The sequence below is a fragment of the Fervidobacterium sp. genome, assembly GCA_026419195.1.
Lineage (GTDB): Bacteria > Thermotogota > Thermotogae > Thermotogales > Fervidobacteriaceae > Fervidobacterium.
The window spans coordinates 93,792-111,453 of the sequence record JANZZV010000003.1 but is presented as its reverse complement, the minus strand read 5'-3'; the positions used below and the strand labels follow the sequence as shown (position 1 = coordinate 111,453).

Below are 17,662 nucleotides of genomic sequence, written 5' to 3'. Positions count from 1 at the left end.
AAATATAACTGAATAACTGGATACTGCAATCAGTACATCACATGTTTGCGAAGATGCATTGTAGATACAATATTAAGGTATAATGATAAGAATGTGGTTTTTCGGAAATCTTGAGAAGACATAAGATGGTTGTTCAATAAAATAAGAAAAATAGATTTGTTAGAAACGCAGCAAGAAATCCTTCAGTAAAATCAAACGCTTGATATCATAAACATTGATGTTTAAAAATGGTAAGACCTTAAGCAGTTAAATGTTAAAGCACAATATTTTATTTTAAATGTTACCTATTGACAATTTCAAATAAAGGGGTATAATGAATCATCACGTTGCATATGGGAAGCAACGAAAAAGAAAAACGAGCTTTTGGGAGGCAGTTAGCATGAAAGGTACAGTTAAGTGGTTTGATTCATCAAAAGGATACGGTTTCATAACTGGAGAGAACGGACAAGATGTTTTTGTGCACTTCAGTGCCATTCAGATGAATGGCTTTAAAACCCTTAAAGAGGGAGAAAAGGTCGAATTCGACATTCAAAATGGTCAAAAAGGTCCTCAGGCTGCAAATGTGAAAATTTTGAAGTAAGACTGTGAGGATAATAATGAGCCCCCTTTGGGGGCTTTTTGTTTTTTCAAATGATTCTTTTGGAAAGAGTTTAATCTGTTCAAAATTCTTTTGCATAGGGGGATAACGAATGATTGTAAAAATTTTAACTTTGAACCTGCACACTTACCAAGAAGTAAAATTTGAATTGTTTAATGATCTTCAGAAATTTCTGAGTGTATATCGCCCAATTCAAAAACATATAGCTGAGTTCATAATGGAAAAAGATGTTGATATAGCTTTTTTTCAAGAAGCAGGTCAATACAAGGAAGAAACCGCTGATCTTTCGTTGTTTGGTTTTGAATTGAAGAAAAGCAACTATATCCGCATAATTAGCGATATTTTGAACGAGTGTAATTTTCCGAATAACTTTGTTTGGTCATTTACTCACTATGGTTTTGGGATTTGGGAGGAAGGCAATGGTTTAATAACTAAACACAAGATCTGTGAAGTTGAAAGCAGATGTTTATCGAAGAATTGTTCACCGGAGGATTTTCACACAAGGAGGATATTAAGAGCGACTATAGATATAAATGGTGTATATTTAGATGTTTACAATGTACACTTTAATTGGTTTGAGGATGGATTTGAAAATGAGTTTGAAAAGTTATTAGAATGGATAGAAGAAAGAAAAAATGAGAAATTCATTATAGCAGGAGATTTTAATGTTTCTTCTGAAAGTAACTGTTATAAAGCTATAACAGAATCAAAAGTAATTGGAAAAAAGCTTATTGATTGCTGGCTGATTGTAAATGCTGATACTCCCCATGAACCTACTTTTGTTGGTGATAAACAATCGCAGCAATCAAGGATAGACTATGTGCTGATTCCTGAGGATATATCGTGCAAAAGTGGTTATGTGGTTTTTAAGGAAACGAAAGTTTCTGATCATTATGGTTTATATTATGAGTTAAACCTCAAGTAGTAGAAAGTGAGCCTTAAAGGCTCACTTTCTTAAAATGGGTAAAATCCAAGTTCCAAGTTATTTTTTTCGATGATTTCTCTGATCTGCTCTTCTATTATTTTCTTATGACCTTCTTCCCAGTCCCTTAATATTTCTAATATTCTTTTCAATTTTTCATTTTTCTCGTTTTTTGCTGCCTTTTCATAAAATTCCATGAAGTCTTTCTCTATGAGGTATGCCATTCTTAGCACTGCCAAATCCATAAGATCATCTTCCTGGGACGTTTTTTCAATTCTTTGCTCCGTGTATTGCTTCTTAAAAATTTGCTGAGTATCTTTCGGAATATCGGTTAATTCTTGTCTATTTTCTATTTCTTTCATTAGTCTCCTGATAAATTCTGTATGCTCCTTTTCCATTTGAGCTAGATCCTGAAAAATCTCGGATATCCTTTTGTTTTTAACTTCTTTTGATTTTTGATTGTAAAAGCTATAGCCTTCTATTTCAAATTTTTCGGCTATTTTCAATATATCGTTCATTTAAATACCCCCTTTTTAATTATTTATTTTTGTTCTCTCAAATACTCGTCTATACCCCTTGCTGCCCAATAACCATCCGCTACACCATGAATTATGTCTGGTCCATTAACAATATCACCACCAGCAAAGAGCCATGGAATTTGTGTTTGCCTAAGGTTATTTGTGAGTATTCTTGAACCAACAAATTGAATTTTCGATTTCCACTCATCTGGTAGATAAGAATAGTCAGGGGCTTGACCTATCGCTTCAATAATCATATCTCCATCGTAATAGCAAATTTCTGTTTCATCGAATTTAGGATTAAATCTTTTGTTTTCATCAAAGACCTCTGTGCACTTAACACACTTTAGTCCTTTAATTTTATCTTCATTTGGGTAGAATATAACTTCTTTTGGACCCCAACCTGGGTATATTTTTACTCCTTCTTCAATTGCTTCTTCTATTTCCTCCATGTCTGCTGGCATCTCTTCATGAGTTCTTTCAAGGCACGTAACTATTACATTTACTTGCCCAAATTTCATTTTTTGAAGTCTTGCCATACTGCGTGCAATATCCATTGCAACGTTTCCTCCACCTATAACCACAACTCTCTTTGCTATCTTTGGTTCTGGTCCTTCACCACGTAAGTAGTCTCTGATTTCTCTAAGTAATGGTAGAGCTTGGACTACATCGGGATGATCTGCACCAGGTATTTTTGTTGAACGACCAAGTGTTAACCCTGTTGAGATAAATATCGCATCATATTTGCTTCTAAGTTCTTCAAAAGATATATCTTTACCCACAGCAACACCGGTTATAATTCTGACACCAAGAGACTCAATGAAGGCAATATCTTTGTCCAACGCTTCATCAGGTAATCTATAACGCGGTATTCCATATCTCATTACTCCACCAGGCCTATTAAGTGCTTCGTAGATATCAACATCGTAACCCATAGTTGCCAAGAAATACGCAGCAGATAGACCAGCAGGTCCACTTCCAACGATAGCAATTTTCTTGTTCTTCTTCAGTGTGTCAAACTTCACTATCTCATGCCATATTTCAATAGGTATACTGTCAGTTATGTAACGTTTCAACCATCTTATAGCTATTGCTTCCCCTCTGTGTGATATTGCGCAAACTTCTTCACACCTGTGTGTACACACCCTACCACAAACACCTGATAGTGGATTTGCACCAAAATTACTTTGCTCCTCCACTCCCTTGAGTAGCCATTTCAAAGCATCCTTTAAATCATCTTTCCAAATGGCTTTGATATATTGAGGAATTTGCATATGCTCTGGACATCTATCGGTACATATACCACATTCAACACAACGTGCTGCCTCAGCTATAGCTTGTTGTTTACTGTAACCTTTAACAAATTCAACAAACGAGTTTGACCGTTCCTCAGCGGGTAAGTGTTCAGGAACTATTCTTTCAAGGTCAAGTAAATCATTCTCAGCTTCTCTTGTCCAACCTATTTTTATCTCAGAGGGTTCTTTTCTTAATATACCTTTCTCTGTTGGAACATAATAGAAATCTTCTGGATTGTGTGATACAAAGATATACTCTCTAGTCATTTGAAGTGAACCTGTTGTGCATATATCTACACACATAGCGCAAAAACTACATCTTCCATAGTCGATAGCTGGTCTTTGTGGTTTCATACCGTATTCTTGCTTCATGTCTGGTACTTCTACCATTGTTATTGCATCGGTGGGACATATCTTTGCACAAGTTCCACAACCTATACATTTTTCCCAGTTGTTAACATGAAAACCCCTGTATCTTGGTGCTGCTTCTCTTTTTTCCTTAGGAATTTTTATCGTAACTGGTTTTTCAAATATATTCTTCCAAGCTATTAATGGTGCAAAGAAGCTCTTCTCAGCCATTTGAACACCTCCGTTTCTTTACATTTTTGGACTACCTACTTCAATTTATCTGTCAATTTCTGGTGCACACACTCCCATCGAATCGAGCCAAATAGGTACATCGTCTATTCTTGTACCAGGTAACAGATGTTCAACACCATACAAACCTTGTGGATACGAAGCACCGCGGACCGCAACTCTGTATGGAGTTTCGCCCCCATCGGATACAACCAAATAACCGTATTCTCCTCTGGTGGACTCAACTCTTGCATATGCCATACCTTTTGGAACCCTTATCCTAAGACCATTACCGTCTGAAATTTTTATGTTTACAGGTCCGCTTGGCATTTTTTCCAATATTTGTCTAATTATTCTTATACTTTGCTTTATCTCCTGTGGTTTCAGGCTTATTCTTGCGTAAGCATCACCCTCTGTTGCTGTAGGGACGTCAAATTCAACTTTATCGTAAAACATGTAGGGGTCTATTTTTCTTATATCGTATGGTACACCAGTTGCCCTAAGACCAATACCCGTAACACCGAGTTTTAGACAAGTTTCTGTATCTATTTTTGCTATACCTTTTAACCTTGTATGCAAAATTCTGTTTTTTAGTATGAAAGTTTCGTATTCTGGCATCTTTTGTTCCAAATAATCCATTAACTTACTGATTTTTTCTTCCAATCCAGTTGGTAAATCCTTTCTAACGCCGCCTGGGATTATATACATGTGATATATCCTTGCACCTGTCAATTCCTCAAATATATCAAGTACTTTGTCCCTGTCACTAACAGACCAAAACATGCTGGTATACATACCTATGGGACCACCAATGCCACCAAACGACCATAGATGATTTGCAATTCTTGCAAGTTCAAGGACGAGCATTCTTATCCATGTAGCTCGTTCTGGAACCTCAACTTTAGCAATTTTCTCCACTGCCATTGCATAACATGCTTCATTTATATCAGGTTCCGGAACACATATCCTCGGTATAAGGGCAACGTTTTGATACCACAATCTTCTTTCCATAAGTTTTTCAAAGCCCCTGTGTAAAAATCCTGGTACTGGTCTTGCTTTAACAACTACATCTCCCTCAACGTACATATGCACACTGAAGTTTCCATGCATACCAGGGTGATTTGGACCAAAAAAGAGTTTTACCTCACCCATTGATATCACCCCTTATATCTCCTCTTACTATCCTTGCTTCATGGATTACGTCTTTCTCATATTCTCTATCAGGATAGTGTTCTTTTGAATACTTCAGAGGGTCAAAATCTTTTCTAAGAGGTGGTAAATCATTCCAAAGCTCCAAAATCATAGGCTTTTTGCAATTTTCATTACCTTCAAATTCCACACCGAAAAACTCATGAACATCACGTTCGTAATACTCAGCAGTAGGCCACATATCTTTCACAGTGTAGAAAATTGGTTTGTCCCTATCAATAAACGTTGAGACTAAAAATGTTATTCCGTTTGACCAATTAAAGAGTATATACACAAGTTCGAATTTCTTTTGTTCGATCCAGTCAACACAGGTGAGAATCGATAGATGTGAATAACCAACTTCCTTGAGATAAGCAAGCAACGGAAGCATTTTATCCGGCTCTGCGATTATCTTAAATTGTTTACTATCTATTTCCGAGAATTCAACATTGTACAAGGTTTTCAACCTTCCAAAAAATTCCTGGATATTATTCGTGGAATTCGTCATGTACAATCACCTCACCAAGGCTTCTAAGTTGATTCTGTTTGTACCATTCATAGTTTTCTTTGTACCTCTTCCAACCATTCGCTTCACCTTTTCTAATCATTTCCATCAATTGATTAAACGCGTTCAAGATGGCTTCCGGTCTGGGCATACATCCAGCTATATACAGATCTACAGGTATGTAATAATCAAGTCTATTTATTGTTGAATAGGAATCATAGTAAATTCCACCGTTGATTGTACAAGATCCAAAACCTATAACGTATTTTGGGTCAGCCATTTTTTCATATGTGTATATAACTCTTCTTAAAGTTTTGACACTTAAATATCCTGTTATCAAGAATATATCTGCTTGTCTTGGTGTTGCCATTGGTCCCATACCAAGCCTCTCCATGTCAAATCTTGAAGTCATCGATGGTGGCAGCTCAACAGCTCCACATCCTGTGCAATAGTGTAGCATCCACATTGAACGACTCCTAAGCTGATCTGCGATCTTTTCCCAAACACTTCTTTCATCTATCTTACTCATTCATTTCACCTCCTCAAAATACCCAACCGTTAATTACGAGAAAAGCTTGTAAGAAAGCGAGTAACATCGGTACCGTCCAATAAAATGCAACTGCTTGTTCTATTCTAAACCTTGGTAAAACAGCCGAAATCATGACGGCAAGTATCCAAACTACCAAATACTTCAATAAGAAAACAAAATAAGTTCCTCCTCCAAGAAAGAAATTAACAAACAAACTTATTTCGACAAATTCCATGAATGTGTTCATAAGCATTAGAAGCCCCATATACTTAGCAGAGAGTTCAACCATAGGACCTGAGGCTATCTCGGCTGGAGCAATAGGTGCTTCGAAGGGTTCTTTTCCAAGCATACCTTGAAGTGATATAAATGCAACAAGTGCACCTATAGGAAATCTAAATATATTCCAAACCTCTCCCTGTGATGCGATTATGTTCGAAATATTGGATGTTTTATAAAAATAAAGCATTGAAGTAATAACTATCAAATATGGTACTTCATATCCAAGCATAAGTGTTAATGCCCTTGCCACACCTATCGATGCCCATGGATTACCTGTACCAACCATTCCCATTGCCATACCAAGTGCGCCAACTGTGAATAGATAAACTATAACAAAGAAATTATCAAGTCCAGGAAATGCCACAAGGTTACCAAGTGGTACAAAAGAAAGAGTTGCTATAACTCCTCCAAGAGCCATCAGTACCCCAAAATCAAATATCCATCCGTGGGTCCAACCATGCTTAGTAAGTGTTTTAAAGACGTCTATAAAATTTTGATACCAAGGTGGACCATAACGCTTTTGGATTCTTGCGGTGATTTTCCTACCAATTCCTTCGAATGTCAATCCAAAGAAAAATGCCGTCAGCAACACCTGAGCGACTCTCACAGCTGTCATCATTACCACCTCACCCATAGCAATATTACTAAAACAATCGCAGTCCAAAATAGATAAGCCGAAGCTGCCCTACGAGCTAGGTAATCCACTCCTTTACCAACTGCCTTTAGCACATTTACAAAAGATAGGTACAAATCCTCAAACGATGGATGACCTTCATATTCCCTTTCAAAGAATGCATAAAACTTACTCGCATAATGATATAAGTCATAGTTATGCAAAAACTCTCCTGAGGTGTACTGATCTTCAAGAGGTATCTTCTTACCCTTTGGCATCAGTATATAAATCACTGCAGCTATAACAAAACCTACGGCAAACATTACAAAAACGGTCCAGGTGTCCCAATAACCCATATCAGTCATGAGCTTTGTACCTTCAAATTGAAATACCGCCATACTAAATTCTTTTTGGATATCCGTTATCCACACAAGTACTTGTTGTGGAAAAATTCCCCAAAGTACCGTAAGTGTAACGAGCAAAATCATAGGAATAGTCATGAAAATCGGAGCTTCTCTCACATCTTTATGCTTACTCTTAAGCTGTCCTAAGAAAACACCAGCGAGAGGTCTAAAGACGTACAAAAACGAACCTATACTACCTATAAACGTGAACATCTCTGTTACAAACATTCCTCTTGACACAAGCGACTGAAAAATCATCCATTTTGATATGAAGCCACTTGTTGGTGGTATTCCAGCAAGCGAGATGATACCGACAAGATACGTTACAAATGTTACTGGCATTCTGTGTATCAAACCACCAAGTTCATCTATTTTAGTAGTACCCGTCCTGTAAACAACCGCAGCAAATGAGAGAAAAATCATCGTAGCTGCAAGTGCGTGATTTATCACGTGGAATAATCCTCCAGCGTATCCTACCTTATCTAGCGTTGCCAAACCTATCAATATATAACCACCATTTGCTACGGTTGAATATGCGATGAGCATTTTCATATCATTTTGCTTTATCGCCATTAGTGTTCCAACTAATATAGAAATATTACCGAGCCAGATAAGTAAGTACGAAAGTAAATTTATTCCATTGTAAAATTCACTGAACATAACGGATACTGGAAAAATAGTAAGAACAAGAGCAAGTATGTACGATCCCATCTTAACGAGTTGACCGGACAGCACGGCACTGAAAGTATCTGGAGCGTTACCATGCACATTCCTAAGCCACGTGTGTAATGGAAAAATCCCACTCTTAGCTATGCCTGCTGCAAGTAGGAGTATTAAAACAGTCCACTTAAAACTTGATAATTCATTTGGTAAATATTTAGCTATTTCAAAAACATCGAACGTGTTGTATTTGGAGTAAAGCATAAACACACCGTACAGAAACATGTAGGTTCCTATAGAACTTATAACTATATACCAAATTGTCGCCTTCTTTGACTCTTCTTTCCCCATTGGAACTATAAACAGCGAACCAAGAACGGCAAGTTCCCAAAATATGTAGAGAACTATAAGGTTAGAAGAAAAGAAAACTCCAAGAGTACCAAGTAATGTGAGTATAGACAATGCGTTAAAGGCATGGGGATTTTTTGCTTTATCTATCCATGAAATATTGAAGAATGAAAAACTTGCAAATACTATCAACGACAAGATCGAGAAATATCTTGACATAGCTGTAAATTTAAGCACTTCCTCAAAACCGTACAAATTCTCCACAGCACCTGTTGGAAGGTTCCATAAGATAATCAAACTGTAAATTGACAAGGCAAAAAGCACAATAGGTCCAATGCGTTTATTAATTTTGGAGAGTAAATAACCTACAATCGAACCAACAGCCAAATAAGTTATTAAAGTTTGCATCATTACATACCCCCTTTGAGTACGACTTCCATGTACGATCTAAAGTCAGTTACGTATTCAGCAATAGTGTTACTCTGAGAATGAATAATTTGAGGAAGAAATCCAACAACAACAAGTAGCATTGCAAGCAATAATACTACAAGCTGACTAACAAATGGTAGCTGTTGTGTGCTTTCATCTTTTTCACCCTCTGCGTACCATAAATCAACATTCCACTTAACAATATAACCAGCCTCTATTATTGTTGCTATTAATATTACAACCGGCAGAACATAATTTTCTGCTTCGAACAATGCTTTAAGTAGATAGAATTTTGCCCAAAACCCTCCAAGAAGTGGAAAACCTATGAGAGACAATGAAGCGATTGTAAAAGCGACTCCAGAGGTTTGATCATTTCTAAAACCGTTTTGTCCAAGATAGGCAAAGATAGTGAAAAGTATAAACTTCGATATCACATCACTGAAAAGGTAGAAATACGAAGCAGAGATAATTTGCTGATCCATGGTCGATAAACTAGAAACAATGATACTTGTAGAAGATATTGCCGCAAAAGCTAAAGCTCTTCCAAGATTTCTTTGTTTAACCGCACCAAGCTGTGCAACAATCACTGAAATCATAGCTATGACCCGAACGATTTCGGCTTGCTCAAAACCAAGTACATTAACAAAAATTCTTGAAAAGAGATAGACCATGGATGTTGCAATTGTGGAACCCAAAACAACTGGTGTTAAAGAGCTACCATTCGAATATACATCAACTGCCCAAAATCCGAGTGGTAACACCTTCAATTCAATAAGAAGAGCAATTAAGAAAAATACTGAAATCATTGGTACAAAATTTGGTTCAATTAAGTATTCTGCATAGGCCATATTCAACGTACCGGCTTTGACATAAATCAATACAGTACCAACAAGATACAATGTTCCACCAACACCACCGAATATCAAATACTTGAACGCACCATATGAATTCTTCTTATGACTTGCTATAATATACGATACAGCTGCTATTATCTCAAGAAAAACAAATGAGTTAAAGAAATCACCAGTTAATAACAAGCCGTTCAAAGAAGCAAGTAAGACAATCAATAAAGTTCCTATCCTCTCTTCAAGTTGAGATGATACTGAAATTAAAAACATCAAAACATTTACAAATATCAAAAACGGATAATTGACGTTATCCACAACTAACGCTATACCATACACTGCATCCCATCCACCGATTTCTACCAAAGTGTTAGGTTTTACAAAGAGCAACGTAAAAATTACATTAAACAAACTTACGAAAGGTAACAAGTAATTTCCCAACTTTTTGTTTGGAATGCTTGCAAATGCAAATGCTAACGGTACAGCAACTAATAATGCACTCATTCTATCACTTCCTTTGCCGCACGAATCTCATCCAATTCTACAGAACCGTAGTCTTCGTTTAGATGGATCAACAACATAGCGCCGAGTGCAAGAATTCCTACACCTATGACTATAGCAGTAAGCACAAGTGCCTGTGGAAGTGGGTCAACAAAATTAGCAATTGGAGTTATTGGTGAATAGATTGGTGCTTCCATGTTATCAACGTAACCAAGGGCAACAATAAACATATTGACACCTGTATCTATCAATGAAAGAGAAATGAGTTGCTTGAAAAGGTTTTTCTGAGAAACGATGCCATAAAGCCCTATTCCTATGATTATAAATGCTACGTAGTATACCATACCTCATCCCTCCTTCATTTCAAAGACAATACTCGACAACTCAGCGCCAACTTTGAAACCGATCAATACGTATACAATTGGAACGACACCAGCACTAAACAAATCTCCGATGACACCTGTTGGTAAGAAATTTGTCAAGAATATCCCAGACAAAGCCATACCAATCAGTCCTAAAATCACATACCCAACACCTGAAATTTGCTCTACATGTTTTGAAGCTTCAGTCACTCTAAACTGATTATTTGAAATCAGCATAAGCAAAATGCCAAGGGCAATCACAGTGCCACCTGGAAAACCACCACCGGGTGTAAGATGACCATGTATGAAAATGTAAGTACCAAACAGCAATACGAGTGGAAGAATAATTCCAGAAGTGATCTTCAAAACAAAATGTTCCTCAAACTCAATAAACCTTCTTTTTCTTAAAGCAGAACTAAGGATCCCCACACCAATAGCGGCGGTGAAAAGAACTGTAACCTCACCAAGCGTGTCAAACGATCTGTAATTAACAACAATTGAAGTCACAACATTAGCACTACCTTCTTCACGATTCGATGATTTTTTGAATTCAATTGGTTCATATTTGCCTTTTGTAGATTTACTGATTATATCAAACGATACCCTTGTAAATAAATCCACCTTACCAAATTCAGGGAGAGCTGGTAAAACATCCTTAAAGAAAAAGTACAGAAAAGCTATAACGATCAAGATTGCCCAGATTCTTCTCATTTCTTCTCACCTGCCTCTATTTTCCATAGTGCAAAAAGCATAACAGCAGTGGCAAGGCCTGAACCAACCGCAGCTTCCGTTATAGCAACATCGGGAGCCTTTAACATGATAAAAATCAAAACTGACAACAAACTCACCGCCGAAAGTCCAATAAGTGCATCGATTATCTTTTTAGCTTCGACTGAAAATATTGCAAACACGATCATCAACCCACCCACTAAGAAATAGTAAAGCCTATTAAAATTAGTAAAAACATCTTTCAAAAAATCCAAAACATTATTCATTTTTCCTCACCACCTTGATATCGCTCAGAAAGTTCGTCTACAACAGTTTCCTTACATTTTGGTGCGTTATTTTTATAAGCTGCTCTAATCATGAGCGATGCAACAACTGGATTAGTCAACGCAACGAAAATTATGACAAGAAAAGCTTTCCCAAGAAACGAGAAATCAAGTATACCAATACCAAGAGCAACGGAGAAAGTACCAAGTGTTGTTGCCTTTGTAGAAGCTTGCAATTTAGTGTAAATATCCGGCATTCTTAACAAACCGAGTCCAGCGAAGAAATAAAATAAAGCTCCAAGTCCGATAAGTGAATAACCAAACATCTCTCTAATCATTCCAATCATTTCTCATCACCACACTTTTTCTTGCCAGCCTTACTTTCCAGATATCTTGCAAAAACAACAGTCTCTATGAAAGCAAGAAGTCCGTATAAAATAGCTATATCCATGTACATACTATTCTTAAAACTGTAAGAAATAATAACAATAACACCTATAAACATTACATTCATCATATCAACAGCTACAAGCCGCTCAAACGTTGATGGTCCGAGTAAAAACCTAACAAGCGAGAAAAAGATACCAAATCCTGTAAGTCCAAATACGATCAGATCAATTAGAACCGAACCACTCATTTGCACACCCCCTTGAGTATCTTTTCAAAACGACCGTAAAAAACTTTCTTAGACTCATTATCTAGACCGGCGACATCAATCCAGTGAACATACAACTCATCTCCGACGATATCCATTGTAATCGTTCCAGGGGTTAAAGTAATAGAATTTGCAAGCAGTAACTTTTCAACATCACCTTTCAATTCTGTTTTCACTTTAACAAATCCAGGTCTAACATTCCCTTTACTCGACCACAATCTTGAAGCTACGTCAACATTCGCTTTCACCATCTCCCAAGTAAAAACTGGAACATACACAAACAAGAACTTAAATAAACCTACCAAAAAATTCCTTCCAAACCTTATCCGATAGTACCTCTTGAAGATAACAGATATGAAAAATGAAACAACTAAGCCTACAATAACCTCTTGCCAATCAAATGACCATGTGAGTAAAATCCAAGTGAAAAAACTCACAAGAAAAACGGAAAAACTCATAAAAAATCCCTCCTTTAAAGGATTTTGTTTAAAACCTTGGAAAGAGAAATACAACAAAAATAGACTATTTTACTCCACATTAAATATTCTACCAGAAAAATCACCCTTGCAAAGTGGCGAAAATAGATAATTTTTCTCTAAATTAGAAGATAATTCTCAAAATCCTTTATTTTGAGTCATTAATAAATTTTCTTGAAAATCACTTTAAATTATATCAAAAATGATCTCAAAGACAAAAGTGACAATGTTTGTGATATAATATTTTATATTTATTAACAGACTTATATTTTTGTGTTTATTTTACACATTTCTTAGGTGAGGAAGGAGAGATTCTTGTGAACATTGCTTTCCACTTTTTGCTAGTTAGTGGAATATTTTTTGTCATATTGGGAATATATTCTCTATTTATTAGCGAAAAAAAGCGCTCATTGACTTTTGCTTTTCTTTGCTTTTCTCTGGCAACGTATGTAATAGCTCACGCATTTGAGTTACGAGCACAAAATACGGAGCAAGTTATTTTTCTTTTAAAGCTTAAGTTCTTCGGAATCCCATTTGTTATCCCACTTTTACTAGCATTGATTTACAGGATGTTTTTTGCAAGAGAACTACCGAACAAAGTAAAGATTCCAGTTCTTATGATGGCTTTCCTAACTGTTTTCTTCTCGTCGACGAATGAATATCATAATCTTATGTTTACACAAGTATCTTTGAAAAATTATGGTGATTTCATCGTTGCTGATCTTAAGTTTGGGCTATGGTATGCTCTGTTTGGATTGTATGTTTACATTCTTTCAATGTTCATGATAGCCTCTTTATTCAAGCTTGCCAAAAACGCAAGAAACCCAGTTGTAAGAAAACATTCAGTTATGATAATTTTATCCATTTTGTTTCCCATGATCTCCGAAATATTTTATTTTGTGAAGTTGTCACCATATAACCTTGACATAATGCCATTTGCTTTGAGTATATCTTTTGTTTTCTTAAGTTTTGCGGTGTTTCGTTATGGTTTCTTGTACATCGATGAAATTTTAAAGGATGTTCTATTATCAGGGATAAAGGAAGGTATTATAATTTTGGATAAGAACAACAGACTATTAGAATTTAACATGGCAGCCAAAGAAATGTTTGAACAACTGAATTTAAATTTGAAAGGAGAAGAGTTTTCTAAGATTATTCCTATCGAAGAATTCTTGTCAAATAACACTGAAGAGATAGAAATGGAAGTTTTTGGAAAGAAAAAATACATAGAAATAAGCAAATTTGAGATCACCGACAAGAGAGAAGTAATTGGAAAGGCATTAATAACAAGAGACGTAACCAAAAGACGTGAGTTATCCAATCAATTAGAATATAGCGCCTCACATGACTATCTCACAGGAATATTCAATAGAAGAACGGTGTTCAATTTTATACAAAAACAATTTGAGCTTGCGAAACGCTATAAAAGAAAATTTTCTATAGTGATAATGGACATTGATCACTTTAAGAGAATAAATGATACTTATGGTCATCAAACTGGCGATGAAGTACTCAAACACATTGTAAAACTTGTGGAGAAGCGATTGAGAAGTTCTGATATAATTGGAAGGTATGGAGGAGAGGAATATATAATAGTGCTTCCAGAAACCGACGCATCGCATGGGAGATTATTAGCTGAAGACTTAAGAAATATGATCTATAATTCAGAATTTGATTATAAAGGAGTAAAAATAAAAATAACCGCTAGCTTTGGCATTTCGGAATTTGATTTTAACGAAGTTAATCTGGCAGTGGATGAATTGGTAAAACGTGCTGATATCGCTCTCTACCAATCAAAGAACTTAGGACGGAATCGTGTTTCAGTATACAGTGAAGCAAGCTGAAGAATCTTAAGATATTAATCAAAGCAGACCACAAAGTCTACTTGTGTTATTCTTCATCAACTGTTGAAAGTTCAGTAGAAGGATCTGAGAATTTGGCTTTAAATATCGTGAATATGATAACAATACCAGTTATGATCAGAAAGATAGAAGGATAAAATATAAGTTTGTAATTTCCGAGCTTGTCTTTTACTAATCCTGATAACGTATTTCCAAAAATTGCTCCTAAACCGTAGGCTGTAAACATTAAACCGTAATTTTGTGCAAAACGCTCTACCCCAAAGTACTTTCTTGTCAAGTAGGGTGCGATCGCAAGCCAACTTCCGAAATTAAACCATATCAATGATAGTGATGAAAAATAAATTACTACTTGCTGTTTATCTAAGAACAAGCCGAGTAATAACGATATCAAAAGTAAAATATATGAGCCGGAAACTACGATTATCTCATCTACTTTGTCAAGTATAAAACCAACTAACAGCCGACCAAAAGCATTAAATACAGCAAATATGGATATGAAAACAGAGATACTCTCCATCGAAAGTCCAACTATCTCCAATCCAATTTGCGAACTTATTCCTATGAACATCAATCCAATTAAAGTTGCAAAAAAGAATAATAAATAAACAGCCTGAAATTCACTATTTTTTGCGACAGATTTTGAAGTTTTTTGTTTTTGAGCATTTTTTGTATCGATTTTGAATGATTCTAATGAAGCCCCGTAGATAAGATAAGTTGTAAACAATACTCCAAAAGCTATTAAGCTATACAACTTCAACGCATTAAAAACCCCTACCATCTTTATCAACGTGGTGTATAAAGGAGCGCTGATCAGTGGAGATATTCCAAAGCCAGCTAACACAAATCCAGACAACGTACCTTGACTCTTTGGAAAATACCTTGCAATAATAGTAAGCGGGACATTATAACACAATCCGACACCACTTCCAACAACAATTCCATACCAAAATACTAACGTATAGAATGCTTTGAATTGACCAGCCAAGAAATAACCTAAACTAACAAGGAGAGCTCCTAACAAAAATGTTCTTCTTATCCCCATAATTTTTTGGAAAACACCACCCAATGGCATAAAAATAGCGTAAAGCATGAGAAATATCATAAATGGTAAGTTACTTTGAAATGATGTCAGATTCAAAGCCTTCTCTAACGGAGTCTTCACAACACTCCATGAGTACACACTTCCAAGCACCATGAACGAAACAAAGCTAAAAATAAGCATTGAAATACTCTTCCAACTTTTGCTCACTTTCTCATCCTCCTTGCTCACTTCTTAACCCAGAAAACGATAAAATTTTTCCGTGCTAATTATAGCCTACGTTAATTCTTTTTTCAATCTTAGAATTTAGAACGTTTAAGCTTCCAATTTAGAGTCATAGTATTTTATATAAAACATCAAACCACGCAAAATTTTGACAGAATATAATACAGTATGATAAAATTTTATAGAGTTTTAGCGTGTTTCTGAAAAATGTGAGTATATTCAAAGGCTGGTTGTCTAAAATGGATAAAACGATCTTAAGTAAAGCAAGAAAGATTGCTCTGGTTTCAGTTGGTTTTCTTTCCCTTTTCTTAGGAATAGCGGGAATATTTCTCCCAGTTTTACCTACAACTCCATTTCTACTTGTCTCTGCATGGGCTTTCTTAAGAACATCGCAAAGGTTGTTTCATTGGCTTGTTAATCACAAATTGCTTGGAAGATACATCAGAGATTATTTAATTCATAAAAAGCTTCCAGTTAAAACAAAGTTGATTTCGATTGTAACATTGTGGGCGGTGATTTTAACAACTGCAATGTTTCTGGTTGAAAATGTTCTAGTCAAAATCCTTCTCTTAATAATAGCTATTGGTGTAACGTTGCATCTACTCGCTTTGTGACATTTGTAGAAAAGGTGATAATATGAGAAAGCAATTGGAAAAAGAAAAAAAGATAATCCTATTCTCAGTTGTGATGACAGTTTTCTCCTCGGTACTTGGAATTGTATTTGGAACGACTTCTAAATCACAAGTCATTTTGTTCGACGGATTATATTCACTTGTAAGTCTTGTTCTGTCGTTGACATCGTTTTATACTGCAAAATTCATGGCAAAAAATGACTGGAAAAAATATCCATTCGGAAAAGCAGCTGCCGAACCATTAGCAATGATATTCAACTACAATGTATTAATATTCTTGGCGTTAGAATTTACAATTGAAAACATAGGCATATTACTTAAGGGCGGAAGAAGCGTCGAAACCGATGTTGCTATTACTTATTCTTTAATTACTACTTCTTTGTGCGCATTTACATTTTTTATCTTGAATGCCTTGGCAAAAAGAAAAAACTCTGGACTTTTAAATGTTGAAGCCGATGGTTGGCTTTACGATACACTAATAAGCTTATCAGTCTTGATAACATTTTTCATTGTGGACAATCTTTCAAAGAGAGGATTGTTTATCAATTATCTGCGATTTGTTGATCCTACCGTTGTGATTATTATTTCGGTGCTTTTTATAACGAAATCCATCAGAATAATCTTAGAATCTTCAAGAGAGATACTGGATGTTTCTCCCGAAGATGAATTAAGAGACAAGTTAGAAAGTATTGTTGAAGACATTGAAGAAGAGTATAAAATAAAAGAATCATTTCTAAGAGCATCACAGGGAAGGAGGATCATTTGGGTTGAAATAGATTTTGTAGTTGATGACAATTCCTTAGTAAAAACTGTTAAAGACGAAGATGAAATCAGGGAGAAGATTTACAGTGCCTTAAAAGAGGTAAAATGTGATAAGTGGATAACAATTTCATTTACAACCAAACGTAAATGGGCAAAATGATTAATTTTGTAAAATACAGTCTTTCTTATTGACAATCTTGGGTTTAAGCTGTAATATTATTCAAAAGAACAACTGTATACTCTCGGGGCAGGGTGAAATTCCCGACCGGCGGTATAGCCCGCGAGCCTTCAGAAATGAAGGTTGATCTGGTGAAATTCCAGAGCCGACGGTAAAAGTCCGGATGGGAGAGAGTATGCTGGTATATATGTACGTTAAATTTACTAGAAAGAATGTCATATCTTCACGCCCCGAGAGCTTTTCTCGGGGCTTTTGTTATTAATAATTAT

At 35.8% G+C, this 17,662-nt stretch carries 20 protein-coding genes and 1 riboswitch; of the genes, 5 read left to right on the top strand and 15 right to left on the bottom strand.

What is annotated here, in order from left to right; translation table 11 throughout:
• Positions 1-379: 379 nt before the first annotated feature.
• Positions 380-580 carry a cold-shock protein gene (locus N2Z58_02495; GenBank protein MCX7653533.1) on the top strand — a complete coding sequence of 67 codons (201 nt, stop codon included), beginning with the start codon at positions 380-382 and terminating at the stop codon, positions 578-580.
• A 109-nt stretch (positions 581-689) separates the two neighbouring features.
• Positions 690-1,523, top strand: coding sequence for an endonuclease/exonuclease/phosphatase family protein (locus N2Z58_02490; GenBank protein ID MCX7653532.1), 834 nt, complete (start codon positions 690-692; stop codon positions 1,521-1,523).
• Positions 1,524-1,552: 29 nt separating this feature from the next.
• Here the strand turns inward: N2Z58_02490 and N2Z58_02485 are convergent, their stop codons facing one another.
• Genes N2Z58_02485 through N2Z58_02420 form a run of 14 tightly spaced genes read right to left on the bottom strand, consistent with a single transcriptional unit; the run spans position 1,553 to position 12,677 of the window.
• Positions 1,553-2,038 (bottom strand): ferritin family protein, encoded by a 486-nt coding sequence (locus tag N2Z58_02485; protein MCX7653531.1) that lies wholly within the window; start codon positions 2,036-2,038, stop codon positions 1,553-1,555.
• Positions 2,039-2,061: 23 nt separating this feature from the next.
• On the bottom strand, positions 2,062-3,912 hold the full coding sequence (locus N2Z58_02480; protein ID MCX7653530.1) for an FAD-dependent oxidoreductase: 1,851 nt from the start codon (positions 3,910-3,912) through the stop codon (positions 2,062-2,064).
• Between the two features lie 45 nt (positions 3,913-3,957).
• Entirely contained in the window at positions 3,958-5,061 is a 1,104-nt protein-coding gene (locus tag N2Z58_02475; protein MCX7653529.1) for an NADH-quinone oxidoreductase subunit D, read from the bottom strand.
• Positions 5,054-5,605, bottom strand: a complete 552-nt coding sequence (locus tag N2Z58_02470) for an NADH-quinone oxidoreductase subunit C (protein MCX7653528.1) — start codon at positions 5,603-5,605, stop codon at positions 5,054-5,056. The genes N2Z58_02475 and N2Z58_02470 overlap by 8 nt, the downstream gene beginning before the upstream one ends.
• Positions 5,586-6,122 carry an NADH-quinone oxidoreductase subunit B gene (locus N2Z58_02465; protein MCX7653527.1) on the bottom strand — a complete coding sequence of 179 codons (537 nt, stop codon included), beginning with the start codon at positions 6,120-6,122 and terminating at the stop codon, positions 5,586-5,588. The genes N2Z58_02470 and N2Z58_02465 overlap by 20 nt, the downstream gene beginning before the upstream one ends.
• Positions 6,123-6,144: 22 nt before the next feature.
• Positions 6,145-7,026, bottom strand: a complete 882-nt coding sequence (locus N2Z58_02460) for an NADH-quinone oxidoreductase subunit H (GenBank protein ID MCX7653526.1) — start codon at positions 7,024-7,026, stop codon at positions 6,145-6,147.
• 2 nt (positions 7,027-7,028) lie between these two features.
• On the bottom strand, positions 7,029-8,843 hold the full coding sequence (locus N2Z58_02455) for a proton-conducting transporter membrane subunit (protein MCX7653525.1): 1,815 nt from the start codon (positions 8,841-8,843) through the stop codon (positions 7,029-7,031).
• A 2-nt stretch (positions 8,844-8,845) separates the two neighbouring features.
• The gene (locus N2Z58_02450; GenBank protein ID MCX7653524.1) at positions 8,846-10,213 is read right to left on the bottom strand and encodes a proton-conducting transporter membrane subunit; all 1,368 of its coding nucleotides are present in this window, start codon (positions 10,211-10,213) and stop codon (positions 8,846-8,848) included.
• On the bottom strand, positions 10,210-10,554 hold the full coding sequence (locus N2Z58_02445) for a sodium:proton antiporter (protein ID MCX7653523.1): 345 nt from the start codon (positions 10,552-10,554) through the stop codon (positions 10,210-10,212). The genes N2Z58_02450 and N2Z58_02445 overlap by 4 nt, the downstream gene beginning before the upstream one ends.
• Positions 10,555-10,557: 3 nt before the next feature.
• Entirely contained in the window at positions 10,558-11,283 is a 726-nt protein-coding gene (locus N2Z58_02440) for a Na(+)/H(+) antiporter subunit B (GenBank protein MCX7653522.1), read from the bottom strand.
• The gene (locus N2Z58_02435) at positions 11,280-11,567 is read right to left on the bottom strand and encodes a DUF4040 domain-containing protein (GenBank protein ID MCX7653521.1); all 288 of its coding nucleotides are present in this window, start codon (positions 11,565-11,567) and stop codon (positions 11,280-11,282) included. Before N2Z58_02435 ends, N2Z58_02440 begins: the two co-directional genes overlap by 4 nt.
• Complete coding sequence (gene mnhG / locus N2Z58_02430) at positions 11,564-11,911, bottom strand: monovalent cation/H(+) antiporter subunit G (protein MCX7653520.1); 348 nt, start codon at positions 11,909-11,911, stop codon at positions 11,564-11,566. Before mnhG ends, N2Z58_02435 begins: the two co-directional genes overlap by 4 nt.
• Positions 11,908-12,201: a cation:proton antiporter gene (locus N2Z58_02425; protein ID MCX7653519.1), complete on the bottom strand. Its 294-nt coding sequence runs from the start codon at positions 12,199-12,201 to the stop codon at positions 11,908-11,910. The genes mnhG and N2Z58_02425 overlap by 4 nt, the downstream gene beginning before the upstream one ends.
• Entirely contained in the window at positions 12,198-12,677 is a 480-nt protein-coding gene (locus tag N2Z58_02420; GenBank protein MCX7653518.1) for a Na+/H+ antiporter subunit E, read from the bottom strand. The genes N2Z58_02425 and N2Z58_02420 overlap by 4 nt, the downstream gene beginning before the upstream one ends.
• 335 nt (positions 12,678-13,012) lie before the next feature.
• Here N2Z58_02420 and N2Z58_02415 point away from each other — a divergent pair, with 335 nt between their 5' ends.
• Positions 13,013-14,539, top strand: coding sequence for a diguanylate cyclase (locus tag N2Z58_02415; protein MCX7653517.1), 1,527 nt, complete (start codon positions 13,013-13,015; stop codon positions 14,537-14,539).
• 46 nt (positions 14,540-14,585) lie between these two features.
• Here N2Z58_02415 and N2Z58_02410 read toward each other — a convergent pair whose 3' ends face one another.
• Positions 14,586-15,806, bottom strand: coding sequence for an MFS transporter (locus N2Z58_02410; GenBank protein ID MCX7653516.1), 1,221 nt, complete (start codon positions 15,804-15,806; stop codon positions 14,586-14,588).
• A 209-nt stretch (positions 15,807-16,015) separates the two neighbouring features.
• On the opposite strand from N2Z58_02410, the gene N2Z58_02405 reads away from it, so the two are divergent.
• Together N2Z58_02405 and N2Z58_02400 are read left to right on the top strand one after the other, a co-directional pair.
• Complete coding sequence (locus tag N2Z58_02405; protein ID MCX7653515.1) at positions 16,016-16,435, top strand: YbaN family protein; 420 nt, start codon at positions 16,016-16,018, stop codon at positions 16,433-16,435.
• Positions 16,436-16,457: 22 nt separating this feature from the next.
• Positions 16,458-17,375, top strand: coding sequence for a cation diffusion facilitator family transporter (locus tag N2Z58_02400; protein ID MCX7653514.1), 918 nt, complete (start codon positions 16,458-16,460; stop codon positions 17,373-17,375).
• Positions 17,376-17,449: 74 nt separating this feature from the next.
• Positions 17,450-17,572, top strand: a riboswitch (FMN riboswitch).
• The last annotated feature ends 90 nt before the right edge of the window (positions 17,573-17,662 follow it).

What these genes read in the sequence shown, in the direction of transcription:
- N2Z58_02495 (MCX7653533.1), top strand. Translation starts at nt 380, where the DNA reads ATGAAAGGTACAGTTAAGTGGTTTGATTCATCAAAAGGATACGGTTTC.
- N2Z58_02490 (MCX7653532.1), top strand. Translation starts at nt 690, where the DNA reads ATGATTGTAAAAATTTTAACTTTGAACCTGCACACTTACCAAGAAGTA.
- N2Z58_02485 (MCX7653531.1), bottom strand. Translation starts at nt 2,038, where the DNA reads ATGAACGATATATTGAAAATAGCCGAAAAATTTGAAATAGAAGGCTAT.
- N2Z58_02480 (MCX7653530.1), bottom strand. Translation starts at nt 3,912, where the DNA reads ATGGCTGAGAAGAGCTTCTTTGCACCATTAATAGCTTGGAAGAATATA.
- N2Z58_02475 (MCX7653529.1), bottom strand. Translation starts at nt 5,061, where the DNA reads ATGGGTGAGGTAAAACTCTTTTTTGGTCCAAATCACCCTGGTATGCAT.
- N2Z58_02470 (MCX7653528.1), bottom strand. Translation starts at nt 5,605, where the DNA reads ATGACGAATTCCACGAATAATATCCAGGAATTTTTTGGAAGGTTGAAA.
- N2Z58_02460 (MCX7653526.1), bottom strand. Translation starts at nt 7,026, where the DNA reads ATGACAGCTGTGAGAGTCGCTCAGGTGTTGCTGACGGCATTTTTCTTT.
- N2Z58_02455 (MCX7653525.1), bottom strand. Translation starts at nt 8,843, where the DNA reads ATGCAAACTTTAATAACTTATTTGGCTGTTGGTTCGATTGTAGGTTAT.
- N2Z58_02450 (MCX7653524.1), bottom strand. Translation starts at nt 10,213, where the DNA reads ATGAGTGCATTATTAGTTGCTGTACCGTTAGCATTTGCATTTGCAAGC.
- N2Z58_02445 (MCX7653523.1), bottom strand. Translation starts at nt 10,554, where the DNA reads ATGGTATACTACGTAGCATTTATAATCATAGGAATAGGGCTTTATGGC.
- N2Z58_02440 (MCX7653522.1), bottom strand. Translation starts at nt 11,283, where the DNA reads ATGAGAAGAATCTGGGCAATCTTGATCGTTATAGCTTTTCTGTACTTT.
- N2Z58_02435 (MCX7653521.1), bottom strand. Translation starts at nt 11,567, where the DNA reads ATGAATAATGTTTTGGATTTTTTGAAAGATGTTTTTACTAATTTTAAT.
- mnhG (MCX7653520.1), bottom strand. Translation starts at nt 11,911, where the DNA reads ATGATTGGAATGATTAGAGAGATGTTTGGTTATTCACTTATCGGACTT.
- N2Z58_02425 (MCX7653519.1), bottom strand. Translation starts at nt 12,201, where the DNA reads ATGAGTGGTTCGGTTCTAATTGATCTGATCGTATTTGGACTTACAGGA.
- N2Z58_02420 (MCX7653518.1), bottom strand. Translation starts at nt 12,677, where the DNA reads ATGAGTTTTTCCGTTTTTCTTGTGAGTTTTTTCACTTGGATTTTACTC.
- N2Z58_02400 (MCX7653514.1), top strand. Translation starts at nt 16,458, where the DNA reads ATGAGAAAGCAATTGGAAAAAGAAAAAAAGATAATCCTATTCTCAGTT.